The sequence below is a fragment of the Streptomyces sp. NPDC097617 genome (assembly GCF_044761485.1).
Taxonomy (GTDB): Bacteria; Actinomycetota; Actinomycetes; order Streptomycetales; family Streptomycetaceae; genus Streptomyces.
On record NZ_JBIWCL010000015.1, the window covers coordinates 171,357 to 187,014 of the forward strand.

The 15,658-nt window shown below is 70.5% G+C and carries 15 protein-coding genes and 2 tRNA genes; 1 reads left to right on the top strand and 16 read right to left on the bottom strand.

Annotation, left to right across the window (positions count from 1 at the left end):
* Nucleotides 1-63: 63 nt before the first annotated feature.
* The 9 genes from leuS to ACIQZO_RS24045 form a co-directional block, all read right to left on the bottom strand.
* Nucleotides 64-2,934, bottom strand: a complete 2,871-nt coding sequence (gene leuS, locus ACIQZO_RS24005; RefSeq protein ID WP_403629421.1) for a leucine--tRNA ligase — start codon at nt 2,932-2,934, stop codon at nt 64-66.
* 256 nt (nt 2,935-3,190) lie between these two features.
* Nucleotides 3,191-3,263 (bottom strand) — tRNA-Ala (locus tag ACIQZO_RS24010).
* Nucleotides 3,264-3,394: 131 nt separating this feature from the next.
* Nucleotides 3,395-3,628, bottom strand: a complete 234-nt coding sequence (locus ACIQZO_RS24015; RefSeq protein WP_008738908.1) for a hypothetical protein — start codon at nt 3,626-3,628, stop codon at nt 3,395-3,397.
* 144 nt (nt 3,629-3,772) lie between these two features.
* Nucleotides 3,773-3,845, bottom strand: a tRNA-Ala gene (locus tag ACIQZO_RS24020).
* A gap of 122 nt (nt 3,846-3,967) precedes the next feature.
* Nucleotides 3,968-4,624, bottom strand: coding sequence for a histidine phosphatase family protein (locus ACIQZO_RS24025; protein ID WP_403629476.1), 657 nt, complete (start codon nt 4,622-4,624; stop codon nt 3,968-3,970).
* The gene (rsfS, locus tag ACIQZO_RS24030) at nt 4,621-5,067 is read right to left on the bottom strand and encodes a ribosome silencing factor (protein WP_267718558.1); all 447 of its coding nucleotides are present in this window, start codon (nt 5,065-5,067) and stop codon (nt 4,621-4,623) included. Before rsfS ends, ACIQZO_RS24025 begins: the two co-directional genes overlap by 4 nt.
* 142 nt (nt 5,068-5,209) lie before the next feature.
* Nucleotides 5,210-6,901, bottom strand: a complete 1,692-nt coding sequence (locus tag ACIQZO_RS24035) for a LytR C-terminal domain-containing protein (RefSeq protein WP_403629424.1) — start codon at nt 6,899-6,901, stop codon at nt 5,210-5,212.
* 24 nt (nt 6,902-6,925) lie between these two features.
* The gene (gene nadD / locus ACIQZO_RS24040; RefSeq protein ID WP_030008626.1) at nt 6,926-7,543 is read right to left on the bottom strand and encodes a nicotinate-nucleotide adenylyltransferase; all 618 of its coding nucleotides are present in this window, start codon (nt 7,541-7,543) and stop codon (nt 6,926-6,928) included.
* 64 nt (nt 7,544-7,607) lie between these two features.
* On the bottom strand, nt 7,608-7,775 hold the full coding sequence (locus ACIQZO_RS24045; RefSeq protein ID WP_403629426.1) for a hypothetical protein: 168 nt from the start codon (nt 7,773-7,775) through the stop codon (nt 7,608-7,610).
* Nucleotides 7,776-7,915: 140 nt separating this feature from the next.
* On the opposite strand from ACIQZO_RS24045, the gene ACIQZO_RS24050 reads away from it, so the two are divergent.
* Nucleotides 7,916-9,004, top strand: a complete 1,089-nt coding sequence (locus tag ACIQZO_RS24050) for a M48 family metallopeptidase (RefSeq protein ID WP_403629428.1) — start codon at nt 7,916-7,918, stop codon at nt 9,002-9,004.
* Here ACIQZO_RS24050 and ACIQZO_RS24055 read toward each other — a convergent pair.
* From ACIQZO_RS24055 to ACIQZO_RS24085, 7 genes are all read right to left on the bottom strand, one after another.
* On the bottom strand, nt 8,988-10,133 hold the full coding sequence (locus ACIQZO_RS24055) for a hypothetical protein (RefSeq protein WP_403629431.1): 1,146 nt from the start codon (nt 10,131-10,133) through the stop codon (nt 8,988-8,990). The two genes, ACIQZO_RS24050 and ACIQZO_RS24055, sit on opposite strands and share 17 nt — an antisense overlap.
* Nucleotides 10,134-10,201: 68 nt before the next feature.
* Nucleotides 10,202-10,762, bottom strand: coding sequence for a hypothetical protein (locus ACIQZO_RS24060; protein WP_403629433.1), 561 nt, complete (start codon nt 10,760-10,762; stop codon nt 10,202-10,204).
* Nucleotides 10,763-10,839: 77 nt separating this feature from the next.
* The gene (locus ACIQZO_RS24065; protein WP_403629436.1) at nt 10,840-12,165 is read right to left on the bottom strand and encodes a glutamate-5-semialdehyde dehydrogenase; all 1,326 of its coding nucleotides are present in this window, start codon (nt 12,163-12,165) and stop codon (nt 10,840-10,842) included.
* Nucleotides 12,166-12,482: 317 nt separating this feature from the next.
* Nucleotides 12,483-12,950 carry a hypothetical protein gene (locus ACIQZO_RS24070; protein WP_403629479.1) on the bottom strand — a complete coding sequence of 156 codons (468 nt, stop codon included), beginning with the start codon at nt 12,948-12,950 and terminating at the stop codon, nt 12,483-12,485.
* Between the two features lie 34 nt (nt 12,951-12,984).
* Entirely contained in the window at nt 12,985-14,112 is a 1,128-nt protein-coding gene (proB, locus tag ACIQZO_RS24075; protein WP_403629439.1) for a glutamate 5-kinase, read from the bottom strand.
* Between the two features lie 79 nt (nt 14,113-14,191).
* Complete coding sequence (locus ACIQZO_RS24080) at nt 14,192-14,623, bottom strand: GtrA family protein (RefSeq protein WP_403629442.1); 432 nt, start codon at nt 14,621-14,623, stop codon at nt 14,192-14,194.
* Nucleotides 14,620-15,621, bottom strand: a complete 1,002-nt coding sequence (locus ACIQZO_RS24085; RefSeq protein WP_403629444.1) for a glycosyltransferase family 2 protein — start codon at nt 15,619-15,621, stop codon at nt 14,620-14,622. The genes ACIQZO_RS24080 and ACIQZO_RS24085 overlap by 4 nt, the downstream gene beginning before the upstream one ends.
* Between the last annotated feature and the right edge of the window lie 37 nt (nt 15,622-15,658).

The following is a 15,658-nucleotide window of genomic DNA, read 5'->3' on the forward strand; positions in this document are numbered from 1 at the left end:
GTTGGGGGTTCCAATCGAACCCCCAACCTGCCCGTACGGGATGCCCCCTATGCGGGGACGCCCTCAGATGACGATGTTCACCAGCTTCGGCGCGCGCACGATCACCTTGCGGATCTCCGCGCCGCCCAGCGCCGCCACGACGCCCTCATCGGTCACGGCCAGCTGCTCCAGCTCCGCATCCGAGATCGTCGGCGACACCTCCAGCCGCGCCTTGACCTTGCCCTTGACCTGCACCACGCACGTCACGCTCTCGTCCACGACGTACGCCGGGTCGGCGACCGGGAAGTCCTGGTGGACCACCGACTCGCTGTGGCCCAGGCGGTGCCACAGCTCCTCCGCGATGTGCGGGGCCAGCGGAGCGACCAGCAGCACCAGGGCCTCGGCGACCGAGCGCTCCAGCGGCCGGCCGGCCTTCGTCAGGGCGTTGTTCAGCTCGGTGATCTTCGCGATGGCGGTGTTGAAGCGCAGCCCGGTCAGGTCCGAGCCGGCCCCGTCGATCGCCTTGTGCAGCGCGCGCAGCGTGTCCTCGGCGGGCTCGGCGTCGACGACCGTCACCGCGCCCGTCTCCTCGTCCACGATGTTGCGCCACAGGCGCTGCAGCAGTCGGTACTGGCCGACCACGGCCCGGGTGTCCCACGGACGGGAGACGTCCAGCGGGCCCATCGCCATCTCGTACAGGCGCAGAGTGTCCGCGCCGTACTCCTCGCAGATCTCGTCCGGCGTGACGGCGTTCTTCAGGGACTTGCCCATCTTGCCGTGCTCACGCTTGACCGGCTGGTCCTGGTAGAAGTAGCCGCCGTCGCGCTCCTCCACCTCGGCCGCGGGCACGTAGACACCGCGTGCGTCGGTGTACGCGTACGCCTGGATCATGCCCTGGTTGAAGAGCCTGTGGAACGGCTCCGCCGAGGAGACGTGGCCCAGGTCGAACAGCACCTTTGACCAGAAGCGGGCGTACAGCAGGTGCAGCACCGCGTGCTCGGCGCCACCCACGTACAGGTCGACACCGCCGTGCGGCGCGCCGTCGCGCGGACCCATCCAGTACTGCTCGATCTCCGGGTCCACCAGGGCCGACGCGTTGTGCGGGTCCAGGTAGCGCAGCTCGTACCAGCAGGAACCGGCCCAGTTCGGCATGGTGTTGGTCTCGCGGCGGAAGGAGCGCACGCCGCGGCCGTCGCCCAGGTCCAGCTCGACGTTCACCCACGCGCCGTTGCGCGACAGCGGGGTCTCCGGCTTGGAGGTCGCGTCGTCCGGCTCGAAGGTGCGCGGCGAGTAGTCCTCGACCTCCGGCAGCTCCAGGGGCAGCATCGACTCGGGCAGCGGGTGCGCGACGCCGTCCTCGTCGTAGACGATCGGGAAGGGCTCGCCCCAGTACCGCTGGCGGCTGAACAGCCAGTCGCGGAGCCGGAAGTTGACCGTCCCCTCGCCGATGCCGCGCTCGGCCAGCCAGTCGGTGATGGCGGCCTTGGCCTCGACGACGCCCAGGCCGTCCAGCGCGATGCCCTCACCCGTCGAGTTGACCAGCTTCGCGTCGTGGGAGACGAAGGCGTCGTCCCACTCGGCCGGGTCGGTGCCGCGACCGTCCGACGGCTCCACGACGCAGCGCATCGGCAGCTCGAAGGCGCGCGCGAACTCGAAGTCGCGGCCGTCGTGCGCCGGTACCGCCATGATCGCGCCGGTGCCGTAGCCCATCAGCACGTAGTCGGCGATGAAGACCGGGACCTTGTCTCCGCTGACCGGGTTGATCGCGTACTCGCCGGTGAAGACACCGGTCTTGTCCTTGGCCTCGGCCTGCCGCTCGACGTCCGACTTCGAGGCGGCCTGCTTGCGGTACGCGCTGACGGCCTCGGCCGGCGTGGCGTGCCCGCCGGTCCAGATGTCGTGGGTGCCCTCGGGCCAGGCGGTCGGGATGAACTTCTCGACCAGCGGGTGCTCGGGCGCCAGCACCATGTAGGTGGCGCCGAACAGGGTGTCCGGGCGGGTGGTGAAGACGGTGATGGCCTCGTCGCCCAGCGCGAAGTCGACGCGCGCGCCCTCGCTGCGGCCGATCCAGTTGCGCTGCTGCAGCTTGATGGCCTCGGGCCAGTCCAGCGCGTCCAGGTCGTCGATCAGCCGGTCGGCGTAGGCGGTGATCCGCATGTTCCACTGGCTCAGGCGGGACTTGAAGACGGGGAAGTTGCCGCGCTCGGACCGGCCGTCCGCGGTGACCTCCTCATTGGCCAGTACGGTGCCCAGCCCGGGGCACCAGTTGACCGGCGCGTCCGAGGAGTAGGCCAGGCGGTACTCGTTGAGCACGTCGGCGCGCTCGGCCGCGGTCAGGCCGGCCCAGCCGCGGCCGCCGGGGACCTCACGGGAGCCGTCCTCGAAGGCGGCGACCAGCTCGGTGATCGGCCGGGCCTTCTCCGCTTCGGCGTCGTACCAGGAGTTGTAGATCTGCAGGAAGATCCACTGGGTCCACTTGTAGTAGTCCGGGTCGATCGTGGCGAACGACCGCCGCTTGTCGTGGCCCAGGCCCAGCCGGCGCAGCTGGACCTTCATGTTCTCGATGTTCGCCTCGGTCGAGACGCGCGGGTGCGTGCCGGTCTGCACCGCGTACTGCTCGGCGGGCAGGCCGAAGGCGTCGAAGCCCAGGGTGTGCAGGACGTTGTGGCCGGTCATCCGCTGGTGGCGGGCGAAGACATCGGTGGCGATGTACCCGAGGGGGTGTCCGACGTGCAGGCCCGCACCGGAGGGGTACGGGAACATGTCCATGATGAACTTCTTGGGCCGTGCGACCACCGCGGGGTCCCCGGCCATGTCACCGGTCGGGTTCGGGGCCTCGTACGTGCCCTGCGCGTCCCATACGTCCTGCCAGCGTGCCTCGATGTCGGCGGCCATGGCAGCCGTGTAACGGTGCGCCTCGGCCGCCTCGGGGGCCGGGGTGTTCGTCTCGCTCATGATTCCTGAAGCTCCATCGATCGTCTCTGCCGTCTCTGCCTGCCCAAACGAAAAAACCCCTCGCACAGGAGGGGACGCCGCGCCGGGTCCGACCACTCGAAGGGTCGGCACTGATCAGCGCGGCTCGGTAAGCAGAAGGCGTACGGCACGCATGGCGTCAGGGTACCGCAGCGGCCCCTACGGACGCTCAGCCGTTCCGGCACCCGGACACAACGAGAAGCGGGCCACCCGATCCGGGTGGCCCGCTTCTTCACTGTGGAGCTAAGGAGAATTGAACTCCTGACCTCCTGCATGCCATGCAGGCGCTCTACCAACTGAGCTATAGCCCCTTGTTGCGCTTGCCGCTTCGGCTTCCCTGTCCGGTTCCCCTTGGCGACGTCCCAAACATTACACGGTCATGGCCCCGGTCCAAAAATCAGTTTCCACCGATCACGGGCCATGTCCGATTTAATCCAATTTGTCACGCTCTCGCGAACTGATAGAACCGCTTGAGCGTGCAGTGCTCGTCGAGCAGCCGGCCGTAGATCGGCTCCCCTTCCAGCTCACGGTACGTCTCGATCGGGTCGCCTTTTATGATCAGCGCCCGCGCGCATTCCTCGCACCAGTACTGGTAGTCGGGGTTGACCGGGTCCATGTCCCGCACAATCGGCGTGCCGTTGTTGCACCAGTCGCACCGGCGCCGGTGTGCACCCATCCGTCAGCGACTCCCTCCCGCGTCGGGCCGTCGTCTCCCCCTCCGGCGGTCCCGATTCTGCCATGCCGGTGCGGGCCAGGTCAGCAAACGCAAAGGGTACAAAAACAAGGATCCCGCCCCCCATTGGGGACGGGATCCTGATTGTGGAGCTAAGGAGAATTGAACTCCTGACCTCCTGCATGCCATGCAGGCGCTCTACCAACTGAGCTATAGCCCCGCTCTCCGCGGCGCTCCCCCGTCTCCGGTGTTCTGCGCTGCGAACAAGAAGAACTCTAGCCTGCGACCAGCCGGAAAGTGAAATCCGGCTGGCGGCCCCGCCGGGGAGCGGCGGAAGGTCGCTCAGTCGTCGTCGCCGAGCACCGGTTCCGGCAGCGTGCCGGCGTTGTGCTCCAGCAACCGCCAGCCGCGCGCGCCCTCGCCGAGGACGGACCAGCAGCAGTTGGAGAGCCCGCCGAGGCCCTCCCAGTTGTACGAGTCCAGGCCGAGCAGGCGCCCGATCGTCGTACGGATGGTGCCGCCGTGGCTGACCACGACGAGCGTGCCGGACGGAGGCAGCCGGGCGGCGTGTTCCAGCACCACCGGCGCGGCGCGGTCGGCGACCTCGGTCTCCAGCTCACCGCCGCCACGGCGGACCGGTTCGCCGCGCTTCCACGCCGCGTACTGCTCGCCGTACTTCTTGAGGATCTCTTCGTGCGTGAGGCCCTGCCACTCGCCCGCGTACGTCTCGCGCAGCGCCGCGTCCCGCGTCACCGGCAGCCCCGTGACGGCGGCGAGCTCGGCAGCCGTGTCGGACGCGCGCCGGAGGTCGGAGGCCACGATGGCGTCGGGCTTTAGCGAGGCGAGCAACCGCGCGGAGCGGCGCGCCTGCGCCACACCCGCCTCGGTCAGCTCGATGTCCGTGGAGCCCTGGAAGCGGCGCTCCAGGTTCCACGAGGTCTGGCCGTGTCGCCAGAGGACGATCTTCCTGCCGGACTTGCCAGAGGTGGTCGCGCTCAGAACAGATCACCGTCCAGTTCGTCGTCGCCCGCCGCCTCACGCAGCTTGGCGTGCTCCTCGGCCTTGCCGAGGGTGAGCTTGGCGTCCTCGGGGAGCTCGATCTCGGGGCAGTCCTTCCACAGGCGCTCCAGCGCGTAGAAGACGCGCTCCTCGCTGTGCTGGACGTGGACGACGATGTCGACGTAGTCGAGCAGGATCCAGCGGGCGTCGCGGTCGCCCTCGCGGCGCACCGGCTTGGCGCCGAGCTCCTTGAGCAGGCGCTCCTCGATCTCGTCGACGATCGACTTGACCTGGCGGTCGTTGGGCGCCGAGGCGAGCAGGAAGGCGTCGGTGATCGACAGCACGTCGCTGACGTCGTACGCGATGATGTCGTGCGCGAGCCGGTCGGCCGCGGCCTGGGCGGCGGCGGTGATGAGCTCGATGGAGCGGTCCGTGGCGGTCACTGGCCATGCTTTCGGGTTGGCGGGCAGATCCTTACAAGGGTCTCATGTACCGCCGACACCACCCGCGCACAGCGTCGCGCGCGGGCGAAAGCCCTCCTCCGCGGCCCGGGAGGGACCCTGCGGGGCACCTCCCGCGCCGCGGTCAGGAGGCCTTGTAGTCCTTGCCCAGGATCACCACGACCTCGGCGTTCACCGCGTTCTCGGCCTTCTTCACGACCGTCTCGGGCAGCCCCAGAGTCTTGGCCACCTCGATCGCGCGGTCCCGCTGCGCGTCGTCCTGGTAGGTGATCTGCGAGGTGGCGGCGGCCTTGTCGGCCTTGCCGCCGTCGACGAAGGAGTAGCCGCCGTTCATCAGGGCCGCCTTGGCCGCGATCTGCGTCTTCTCGTCGCCGGTGGCGTCCTTGAGGCCGACGCGCGGGGCCGCGCCGGGCTGCGCCGCGCCGGCCGAGCCGCCGAGCACCTCCTTGACGACCTTCTTGTTGGCCTCGTCCGTGAGCGTGCCGTCCGCCTTCACCGTGAGGGCGTCGGTGCGGTACGCGCCCACCTTGGCGTGCGCGCCGAGCCGGGACAGCAGGGCTCCGAGGGTCTGGGCGTTCAGGGCCGGGTCGAGGATCTGGCCGACGCTCTCGACGGTCACGGCCGCCGCCTTCGGGTCGCTCGGGACCTTGCGCAGCACCGCCTGGAGCACCTTGCCCACGCGGTCCAGCTGCTTGGCCTCCGGTTCGCCCTGGCCGCTGAAGGTGGCGTACGCCACGGCCATGGGGCCGCTCAGGCTCTGCTTCTGGCCCTGGGCCACGGCCGGGGTCTTGGCCGCGTCGTCGGCCGGAACAGCGGCGTCGGTGTCGACCTCGATGCCGCCGACCAGCTCGACCAGGTTCTCCAGGAAGGGGGTGTCCAGGCGCCAGGTGCCGCCGATGTGGGTGCCGAGCACGGAGTCCAGGGCCTCGCGGGTGCCGAGGCCGCCCTGCTCGACCGACTTGCCGAGCGCCGTGGGCGTCCCGTCCTGGCCGCTGACACTGAGGGTGTTCGGCAGCAGCACGGTGGCGCCCTGCTGGGTGGTGACGTTGTCCACGAGCAGCGCCGAGGAGGTGCCGCCCTTCTTGGTGTTGTGCAGGTGGACGACGATCATGTCGCGCTTCTGTGCCCCGGCGTCGGCGGTCGCGCCGGTCTTCTTCTGCCCGGGACCGTCGAGGAACGGCAGCTTGCCCGCGTACCAGAGGTACCCGAGGCCGCCGACGGCGACGAGGGCGAGGACGACGATCAGCGCCACCACCCGGTTACGGCCGCGGCGGCGGGCCTCCTCGCGGCGTTCGGTACGGCTCTCGGTGAATTTGAGCCAGTCGATGACGTCCTCGGAGTCCTCGTCCGGTTCCTCGATGAAGGCGAACATCTCGGTGCGGTAGTCCCGGTCCGCCTCGGGCTCACCGCCGGACGCACCGCCCGGCTCGCCGTTGCCCCGGCGCGGCTCGGGGACCCGCTCGGCGGCGGGCGCCGGGGTCTCCGGGGCGCTCTGCTGCGGGATCCACTGCTGGGTCTGCTGCGTGTCGTACCCGTAGCCGGGCGCCTGTGCGTAGTCCTGCTGCCCGTACTCCTGGGCGGCGGGCTGCTGCTGTTGTTGTTGCTGCTGGGGGTAGTACTGCTGCGGCTGCTGGCCGTAGCCCTGGTAGTCGTAGCCGTACTGCTGCTGTTCGTACGACTGCTCGTACTGCTGCGGGGCAGCCGGAGCGGGCTGGGCGGGCACCTGGCCGTACACCGGCCGCCCGTACGCGTCGTAGCCGACGAGCTGCTGCTCCTGCGCGGCATACGGGTCGTACGGATCCTGTCGGTCGTTCACCGCGGGGCCCCTCTCTCCGGAAGCTCAGGCTCCCCGATACAGCTCACGCTTGTCGATGTAACGCACGACACCATCCGGCACCAGATACCAGACAGGATCGCCCTGCGCGACCCTCGCCCGGCAGTCGGTGGACGAGATCGCCAGCGCGGGCACCTCCACCAGGGAAACGCCGCCCTCCGGGAGCCCGTCGTCGGTGAGCACGTGGCCCGGCCGGGTGACTCCGATGAAGTGGGAGAGTGAGAAGAGCTCTTCGGCGTTGCGCCAGGTCAGGATCTGCGCGAGCGCGTCGGCACCGGTGATGAAGAACAGGTCCGCGTCGTCGTTCTGCGCCTTCAGATCCCGCAGGGTATCGATGGTGTAGGTCGGACCTCCACGGTCGATGTCGATGCGGCTCACCGAGAACTGCGGGTTCGAGGCCGTGGCGATGACCGTCATCAGGTAGCGGTCCTCGGCGGGCGAAACGGCCCGCTGGGACTTCTGCCACGGCTCACCGGTCGGCACGAACATCACCTCGTCGAGGTGGAAAAGGGCGGCCACCTCGCTGGCGGCCACCAGGTGTCCGTGATGGATCGGATCGAACGTCCCGCCCATCACTCCGAGCCGGCGCTTGACCGGACCGGTAGGCATCTCCTGCTCTCCCATGAGCGCAGAGCCTACTGGCCCGGCGGACGCGGCGTTCCCGGCGGGCTCAGCGGGCTCGGCGGGCTCAGCGGTCGCGGTTCAGGCGCGTGGTGACCCAGAGCATCAGCAACAGGATCACGAAGGCGCCGCCGCCGGTCAGGTACGGGTTCAGGCTGTCGTGGTTGCCGCCGTGCTGCTCGGCCCCCTCCGAGGCGAGGACGACCAGGTTGTGGGCGGTGGAGGCGAGGCTCATCAGGCAGGTACCTATCGAGTCGGGGAGCGGGCGGAGACTTCGCTCACATCGTATGCGGGGGCCTGGGGCACGCTCACGCCGACTCAGGCGTTGGAGGGGATAGACGCAGGGTCGAGCAGATCCATCCAGGGGAGGGCGCTATGACGGAAACAGGGTTCGAGAAGGCACCGGCGCGGGACCGCAGGCGGTTCCCCGGCATTTCATCGCGGGCGTACGAGCATCCGGCGGACCGCTCCGCGCTGGTGGCACTGCGCAGGCTGACCGGCTTCGACACGGTGTTCAAGGCCCTGAGCGGGCTGCTTCCGGAGCGGAGCCTGCGGCTGCTGTTCCTGTCGGAGTCGGTGCGGGTGGGCGAGACGCAGTTCCCGCACCTGCATGCGATGCTGCGCGACGCCTGTTACATCCTGGACCTGGAGAAGGTCCCGCAGATGTATGTGCAGCAGGATCCGAATCCCAACGCCATGTGCATCGGGCTGGACGAGCCGATCATCGTGGTGACCACCGGCCTCGTCGAGCTGCTCGACGAGGAGGAGATGCGGGCGGTGGTGGGCCACGAGGTGGGCCACGCGCTGTCGGGGCACGCGGTCTACCGCACGATTCTGCTGTTCCTGACCAACCTGGCGATGAAGATCGCGTGGATCCCGCTGGGCAATGTGGCGATCATGACCATCGTCACCGCGCTGCGGGAGTGGTTCCGCAAGTCGGAACTCTCGGCCGACCGGGCCGGGCTGCTGGTGGGGCAGGACGTGCAGGCCTCGATGCGGGGGCTCATGAAGATCGCGGGCGGCAACCACCTCCACGAGATGAACGTGGACGCCTTCCTGGCCCAGGCCGAGGAGTACGAGTCGGCCGGCGATCTGCGCGACTCCGTGCTGAAGATCCTCAACCTGCTGCCCCGGACGCACCCCTTCACGACGGTGCGGGCGGCCGAGCTGAAGAAGTGGGCGGAAAGCCGCGACCACCAGCGGATCATGGACGGCCACTACCCGCGGCGGGAGGACGACAAGGACACCTCGGTGACGGACTCCTTCCGGCAGTCCGCCGCGCACTACGCCGACACGGTGCGCACCAGCAAGGACCCGCTGCTCAAGCTGGTGGGCGACATCGCGGGCGGTGCCGGCGACCTGGGGGGCAAGCTCCGCGACAAGTTCACCGGCGCGGGCGCCGGGGGCGGATCCGGTACGGGGCCGCGGCCCGAGGGCAAGGGCGGGGCTACGGAGCAGGGCTGACGGGAGCGGTTTGCGGGGCCGCGGGCGATGCCAGTACGCCGCACAGCCCGGCCGTGCGCCGCGGCTGGCCGCTGGCGTACGGGTCGCTCGCGGCCGGGCCGACCGTGGTGGGGGCGGCGCCGGCCAGGAGCGGCCGAAAGGCTCCCGCGGGGTCGGCGGAGCAGTCCTGCGGCCCGGCCATCACATAGGCCGAGACCAGCTCCAGCCGCCGGGCCCCGAGGTCGTCCCGGTCGAAGCGCAGCCGCAGCTCGCGGCGGACGGTGAAGAGCGAGGCGCCGTCGGCTGGGGCCGGGGCTCCGGTGGCCGGGCGCACGGCGTAGACGAAGGTGTGGTCGGTGGTGACCTCCAGCGCGTCCGGGGCCACCTCCTCGAAGGCGAGCGTGCCGCTCACCCGGACCCGGGAGTCGGCCACGACCGCGGTGGCCTGGTCGAAGCGGACCAGCCAGCCGGTGGCCGCGTGGCGGCCGTCGCCGGAGGGCGAGGTCATGCTGCGGTCGAACTGCGCCAGCTGGTCGGGGTCGAGCAGGACGCGCACCGGGCGGGTGGCCGCTCCGGCGAGGATGTCGGGGTCCAGCGAGGACTGCACCAGGTAGTCCTTGGCGATCGACAGCGCGGTGACGACCTGGGTGTCGCTGAAGTGGTGCGTGCGGCGCACGGCGGGCAGGCTGATGCCGGCCGCCCCGACCCGGTAGTCGGCTGCGGGGCTCTTGGCGTACAGGTCGACGGGCCGCCCGCCGGGCACGACGGTGGTCGGCGCGAGCGGGACCACCGTGCTGCTGAGCGGCTGGGCGGTTCCCCCGGGCGGGGGTTCGTACGGATTGCGCAGCCCCATGTAGACGGCGGCCGCGAAGGCCGTGGCGATGAGCAGTACGAGGAGCAGGCCCTGCCGGGCGCCCCGGCCGGGGGTGGAGGTCCGGGACCCGGGCCCGCCGCCGGACCAGATGGAGCGGCTGCGTACGGCCCGGGCGTGCTCGCCCATGCGTTCCTGTGCGGAGTACTCCTGGAGGCGGGCAGCCCGGACGAAGTCCTCGTCGAACACCACCGATCGGTACTCGTCCGACCGGAACTCGTCATCGCCCCCGCCCATGCCCTCGGGGGTGCTGTTGGGTGGATCTCCTGGCACGGCCATCGCTTCTCCCCGCTGTCCCCGCTTCAGAGAAGCCCCCAGCTCCGGCGTATGCGAGTGGGGTCGTACCTTCAGGGTCGGCGAACGGAGGGGTACGTAAACGCGCCGACGCCGGTGACTTCACCCCTGGGGGTACTGGCCGGCGCCGGGGCGGGGTCCGCCTCGCCCGAGGCGCTGCGGTAGACGGCGCTGAAGGCGAGGGCGACCATGCCGAGGCCCATCACGAAGGCGAGCACCCAGGCCACCGGGCGCAGCCAGGGAGCGCGGCCGCGGTACGGGCGCAGGCTGCCTCCGTAGGCGCCGTACGGGCCGTCCGGGTATCCGTGGCCCCGGTCGTCGCGGTCCCAGCCGTGGTCGTCGTAGCCGTCGGGATGGCTGTAGCCGTAGCTGTCGTAGTCGTCGTCGCCCGTCCAGCCGCCGGCGACCGCACGGGCCGCCTCGGCCTCCGCGCGCGCTCGGTCGGCCGCCCGCTGGCGCTCGGCGGCGCTCGGTTCATGAATCCCGGCGTTCCGGACGAAGTCCTCGTCGAACACCACGGAGGCGAAGTCCTGATCCGCGCCTCCGCGGTCGTCTGCATCGTCTTCGGGGGTCCCGTCGTCCGGAAACGGCTTGCCCCCCACGTCGTCCGGCACAGGAACAGCCTAGACCTGGGGGGCCTCCTTGGGCAGGGTGTCTGCCGAATTCCAGCCACACCGTGCTCAAGGAGCGACTACCGAATGTGACCGTCGCCGGTGACGATGTACTTGGTGGAGGTCAGCTCGGGAAGCCCCATCGGGCCCCTGGCGTGCAGCTTCTGGGTGGAGATACCGATCTCCGCGCCGAAGCCGAACTGGCCACCGTCCGTGAACCGAGTGGATGCATTCACGGCGACCGTGGTCGAGTCGACCAGCTGGGTGAAGCGGCGCGCGGCCGCCTGCGAGGTGGTGACGATCGCCTCGGTGTGACCGGAGGTCCAACGGCGGATGTGGGTGACTGCGTCGTCGAGGGAGTCCACGACTCCGGCGGCGATGTCGTAGGACAGGTACTCGGCGGCCCAGTCCTCGTCCGTGGCGGGCAGGGCGGTGACCTTGCTGCCCTCGGCGGCGGCCAGGACCCGGGCGTCTCCGTGGACGGTGACGCCGACGTCGGCGAGCGCGTCCAGGGCGCGCGGCAGGAAGGCGTCGGCGATGTCGCGGTGGACGAGGAGGGTCTCGGCGGAGTTACAGACGGAGGGCCGCTGGGCCTTGGAGTTGATGAGGATGTCCACCGCCATGTCCAGGTCGGCCTGGGCGTCGACGTAGACGTGGCAGTTGCCGGTACCGGTCTCGATGACGGGGACGGTGGATTCCTCGACCACGGTCTTGATGAGGGAGGCGCCGCCGCGCGGGATGAGCACGTCGACGAGGCCGCGGGCGCGCATCAGCTCGCGGACGGACTCGCGGGACTCGCCGGGGACGAGCTGGATCGCGTCGGCGGGCAGGCCGACGCTCAGGACGGCGTCCCGCAGGATGGCGACGAGGGCGGTATTGGAGGAGTAGGCGGAGGAACTGCCGCGCAGGAGGACCGCGTTCCCGGACTTCAGGCAGAGGGCGGCGGCGTCGACCGTAACGTTCGGACGGGCCTCGTAGATGATGCCGACGACGCCGAGCGGGACGCGGATCTGCCGCAGGTCGATGCCGTTGGGGAGGGTGTTGCCGCGGACGACCTCGCCGACGGGGTCGGGGAGGGCAGCGACGTCGCGCACATCGGAGGCGATGGCGGCGACCCGCTCCCGGGTCAGGGTGAGGCGGTCGATGACGGTCTCGCTCGTACCGGCGGCGCGGGCCTTGTCCGTGTCCACGGCGTTGGCGGCGATGATCTCGGCCGTACGGGCCTCCAGCGCGTCCGCGATCGCCAGCAGGGCGGTGTCCTTGGCGGACCGCGGGAGTGGGGCGATGGCGGCGGCGGCGGTGCGGGACCGCTGCGCGGTGGCGAGGACGGGCGAGGTGGCGGCATCGAGCGAGGTCATGGCGCCCAGGGTAGTACCCGGCGCGGGCCGGGCAGTCGGGGTTTCCACCCCGCGAGACGTCCTCCGGCCCGGGTCGGCGGGTCGGGGCTCCGCCCCGGGCCCTCGGCCGGTACCGGTCCGTGCCGGGTGCGGGCACAGGACCGGGGCTCCGCCCCGAACCCCGCGCCTCAAACGCCGGCGAGGCTGGAATCTGCCCCGGACCCCGGTCCTCACACGCCCGCCGGGCCGGGAACGTGTCCAGGACCCCGGTCCTCACACGCCCGCCGGGCTTGGAATGTGCCCCGGACCCGGTATGTGTCCAGGGCCCCGGTCCTCCGGCGCCGGCGGGGATGGGATGTGACGGGAAGGGCTCGTGCGGGGCGCGGTCAGTACGGGTGGACGCCCACCGGGTGGGCCGGGGGCGGGCCGTAGCCCTCTGCCACGCGTTGGTGGTAGGTGGCGCGGTCGATGACCTCCAGGCCGACGATCTCCCAGGGCGGGAGCTGCGCCGAGGAGCGGTGTTCGCCCCACAGGCGCAGGGCGACGGCCGCCGCGTCGTGGAGGTCGCGGGCCTCTTCCCAGTAGCGGATCTCCGCGTGGTCGTCGGCGTACCGGCTGGTCAGCAGGAAGGGGTGGTCGTGGGCCAGTTGCTCCAGCCCGCGCCGGACCTCGGAGAGCCGGGCCGGCTTGCCGGAGACGCTCAGGGTCACGTGCCACAGGCGCGATGCGTAATCCGGCTCCTCCCCGCCCCCGCCGCCGTCACCGTCCCCCGTGCCGACGCTGGTCAGCGCTCGTCTCACCAGCCGCCTCCTGTCTCCGCCACGCGGGTCCGCCCGCCCTTCACAGTTGACCAGTCCACGGGCCGCCGCGCTGCGCTTTTGGCGAAGCTCAGCCCTCCAGCAGGACCAGATCGTCCCGGTGGACGACCTCCCGTTCGTACGCGGGTCCGAGTTCCCGCGCGAGCTCGCGAGTGGAGCGGCCGAGGAGCTGCGGGAGCTCCTTGGCGTCGAAGTTGACCAGGCCCCGGGCCACGGCGCGGCCGTCGGCCGAGCGCAGTTCCACCGGGTCCCCGGCGACGAAGTCGCCCTCGACCGACGCGATGCCCGCGGGCAGCAGCGAGCTGCCCCGCTCGGTGACCGCACGGACGGCTCCGTCGTCCAGGACCAGGTGCCCCTGCGGGGTCGACGCGTGCTGGAGCCAGAGCAGCCGGTCCCCCGAGCGGCGCCCGGTGGAGTGGAACAGCGTGCCGGTGCCCCGCCCCGCGAGGGCGTCGGCGGCCTGGCTCGCGGAGGTCAGTACCACGGGGATCCCGGCGGCGGCCGCGATCCGGGCCGCCTCGACCTTGGTCACCATGCCGCCGGTGCCGACGCCCGCCTTGCCGGCGCTGCCGATGGAGACGTGCGCGATGTCCTCGGGCCCGCGGACCTCTTCGATGCGGGTGGTGCCGGGCTGGGACGGGTCGCCGTCGTAGAGGCCGTCCACATCGGAGAGGAGGACGAGGAGGTCGGCGCGGACGAGGTGGGCGACGAGGGCCGCCAGCCGGTCGTTGTCGCCGAACCGGATCTCGTCCGTGGCGACCGTGTCGTTCTCGTTGACGACGGGCAGGGCGCCCATGGTCAGGAGCTGGTCCAGGGTCCGGAAGGCGTTGCGGTAGTGGGCCCGGCGGCTCGTGTCGTCGGTGGTGAGGAGCACCTGGCCGACGCGGACGCCGTACCGGGCGAAGGATGCGGTGTACCGGGCGACGAGCAGGCCCTGCCCGACACTCGCGGCGGCCTGCTGGCGGGCCAGGTCCGTGGGGCGGCGGCGCAGGCCGAGCGGGGAGAGTCCGGCGGCGATGGCTCCGCTGGAGACGAGGACGATCTCCTTCTCGCCTCCGCTGCGGGCCTTGGCGAGGACGTCGACCAGTGCGTCCACCCGGTCGGCGTCGAGTCCGCCGGCCGCGGTGGTCAGGGAGGAGGAGCCGACCTTGACCACGATCCTGCGGGCGTCCACGACACCTTGCCTAGCCGCTGACACGTCTGTCCCCTTGCCCCTGTTGCCCAAAATGCCTGCCGTCTCAATCTACGGGGTGGGCGCGCGGGGCTGCTCGGGGGTTTCAGACCGTGGACGAGGCCCCCGTCTGCGCGCGCTGGGCCTCCTCGGCCCGGGCGGCGCCCGGGACGAGGATCTTGCGGGAGAGCAGGAAGGTGAACGGGACGGCTACGACCGCCGCGACCAGCGGGGCGATCCGGGTGTCCATCCCGGCCCAGGTCACCAGGGCGTAGAGGCCGACGGACTGGATGACGTAGTTGGTGACGTTCGTCAGCGGGAAGAGCAGGAACTTCTTCCAGGTCGGCCGTGTGCGGTAGGTGAAGTAGGTGTTCATGAAGAACGACCCGATCATCGACAGCAGGAACGCGAGGGTGTAGGCGGCGAAGTACGGCATCCACGGGTGAAGGAGCAGGTAGATGCCGAAGAAGGTGCCGGTGTTGACCCCGCCCACGAGGGCGAAGCGGAAGATCTGGCCGAGCTGCTCTCTGCGGCTCATCGGGCGCTGCGCTCCGCGATCGTCGGCTCCTCGACCGGGGCGGCCGTGGGCCGCCCGGTCCGCGGGAGCGGCTGCGCGCCGTGCGACTCCTTCACCAGGAAGTGCGGCCTGCGCTTTGTCTCGTAGTAGATACGGCCGATGTACTCGCCGATCAGGCCCAGCATGATCAGCTGGACGCCGCCCAGGCCCGTGATGATGGCCACAAGCGTGACGTATCCCGGGGACTCGACGCCGTTGGTGATTGCCATGATCGTGATCCACAGCGCGTACAGACCGGTCAGGGCGACCAGCGACACGCCGAACCAGATACCGATCCGCAGCGGCCTGTTGTTGAAGGAGATCAGGCCGTCCATGCCGTAGTTCAGCAGGGAGCCGAACTTCCACTTCGTCTCGCCGGCCTCGCGCTGCGCGTTGCGGTAGTCGAAGTGGACGGTGTCGAAGCCGATCCAGGAGAAGAGGCCCTTGGAGAAGCGGTTGTACTCCGGCAGGGACAGCAGGGCGTCCACGGCCGGGCGCGAGAGCATGCGGAAGTCGCCCACGCCGTCGGCGAGTTCCACGTCGACCCAGCGGTTGACGCCGCGGTAGTAGAGGCTGCTGAGCGCGGAGCGGAGCTTCTTGTCACCCTCGCGCGTGCGGCGGGCGATGATCTGGTCGTGGCCCTGCCGGTAGTGCTCCAGCATGGTCGCGATCAGCTCCGGCGGGTGCTGGAGGTCGGCGTCCATGATCACGACGGCGTCGCCGGTGGCTTCGCGCAGGCCCGCGAGCATGCCGGCCTCCTTGCCGAAGTTGCGGCTGAAGGAGACGTACCTGGTCCGGTCGCCGTACTCCGCCGCGATCTTCCGGAGCTTGTCGAGGGTGCCGTCGCGACTTCCGTCGTCGACGTAGCAGACCTCGTACTCGACGGAGAGGGTGTCCAGGACCCTTCGGAGCTCCGCGTCGAAGCTGTCGATGACGGCTTCTTCGTTGTAGCAAGGGACGACTACGGACAGCTTCGTCATGAACACTTCCTGCTGGGTCCGAACGGGTGATTGTCGG

Excerpts from the sequence above, each read along its gene's own strand:
- leuS (WP_403629421.1), bottom strand. The coding sequence starts at position 2,934 with ATGAGCGAGACGAACACCCCGGCCCCCGAGGCGGCCGAGGCGCACCGT.
- ACIQZO_RS24015 (WP_008738908.1), bottom strand. The coding sequence starts at position 3,628 with ATGGGTGCACACCGGCGCCGGTGCGACTGGTGCAACAACGGCACGCCG.
- nadD (WP_030008626.1), bottom strand. The coding sequence starts at position 7,543 with ATGGGAGAGCAGGAGATGCCTACCGGTCCGGTCAAGCGCCGGCTCGGA.
- ACIQZO_RS24045 (WP_403629426.1), bottom strand. The coding sequence starts at position 7,775 with ATGAGCCTCGCCTCCACCGCCCACAACCTGGTCGTCCTCGCCTCGGAG.
- ACIQZO_RS24050 (WP_403629428.1), top strand. The coding sequence starts at position 7,916 with ATGACGGAAACAGGGTTCGAGAAGGCACCGGCGCGGGACCGCAGGCGG.
- ACIQZO_RS24055 (WP_403629431.1), bottom strand. The coding sequence starts at position 10,133 with ATGGCCGTGCCAGGAGATCCACCCAACAGCACCCCCGAGGGCATGGGC.
- ACIQZO_RS24080 (WP_403629442.1), bottom strand. The coding sequence starts at position 14,623 with ATGAGCCGCAGAGAGCAGCTCGGCCAGATCTTCCGCTTCGCCCTCGTG.
- ACIQZO_RS24085 (WP_403629444.1), bottom strand. The coding sequence starts at position 15,621 with ATGACGAAGCTGTCCGTAGTCGTCCCTTGCTACAACGAAGAAGCCGTC.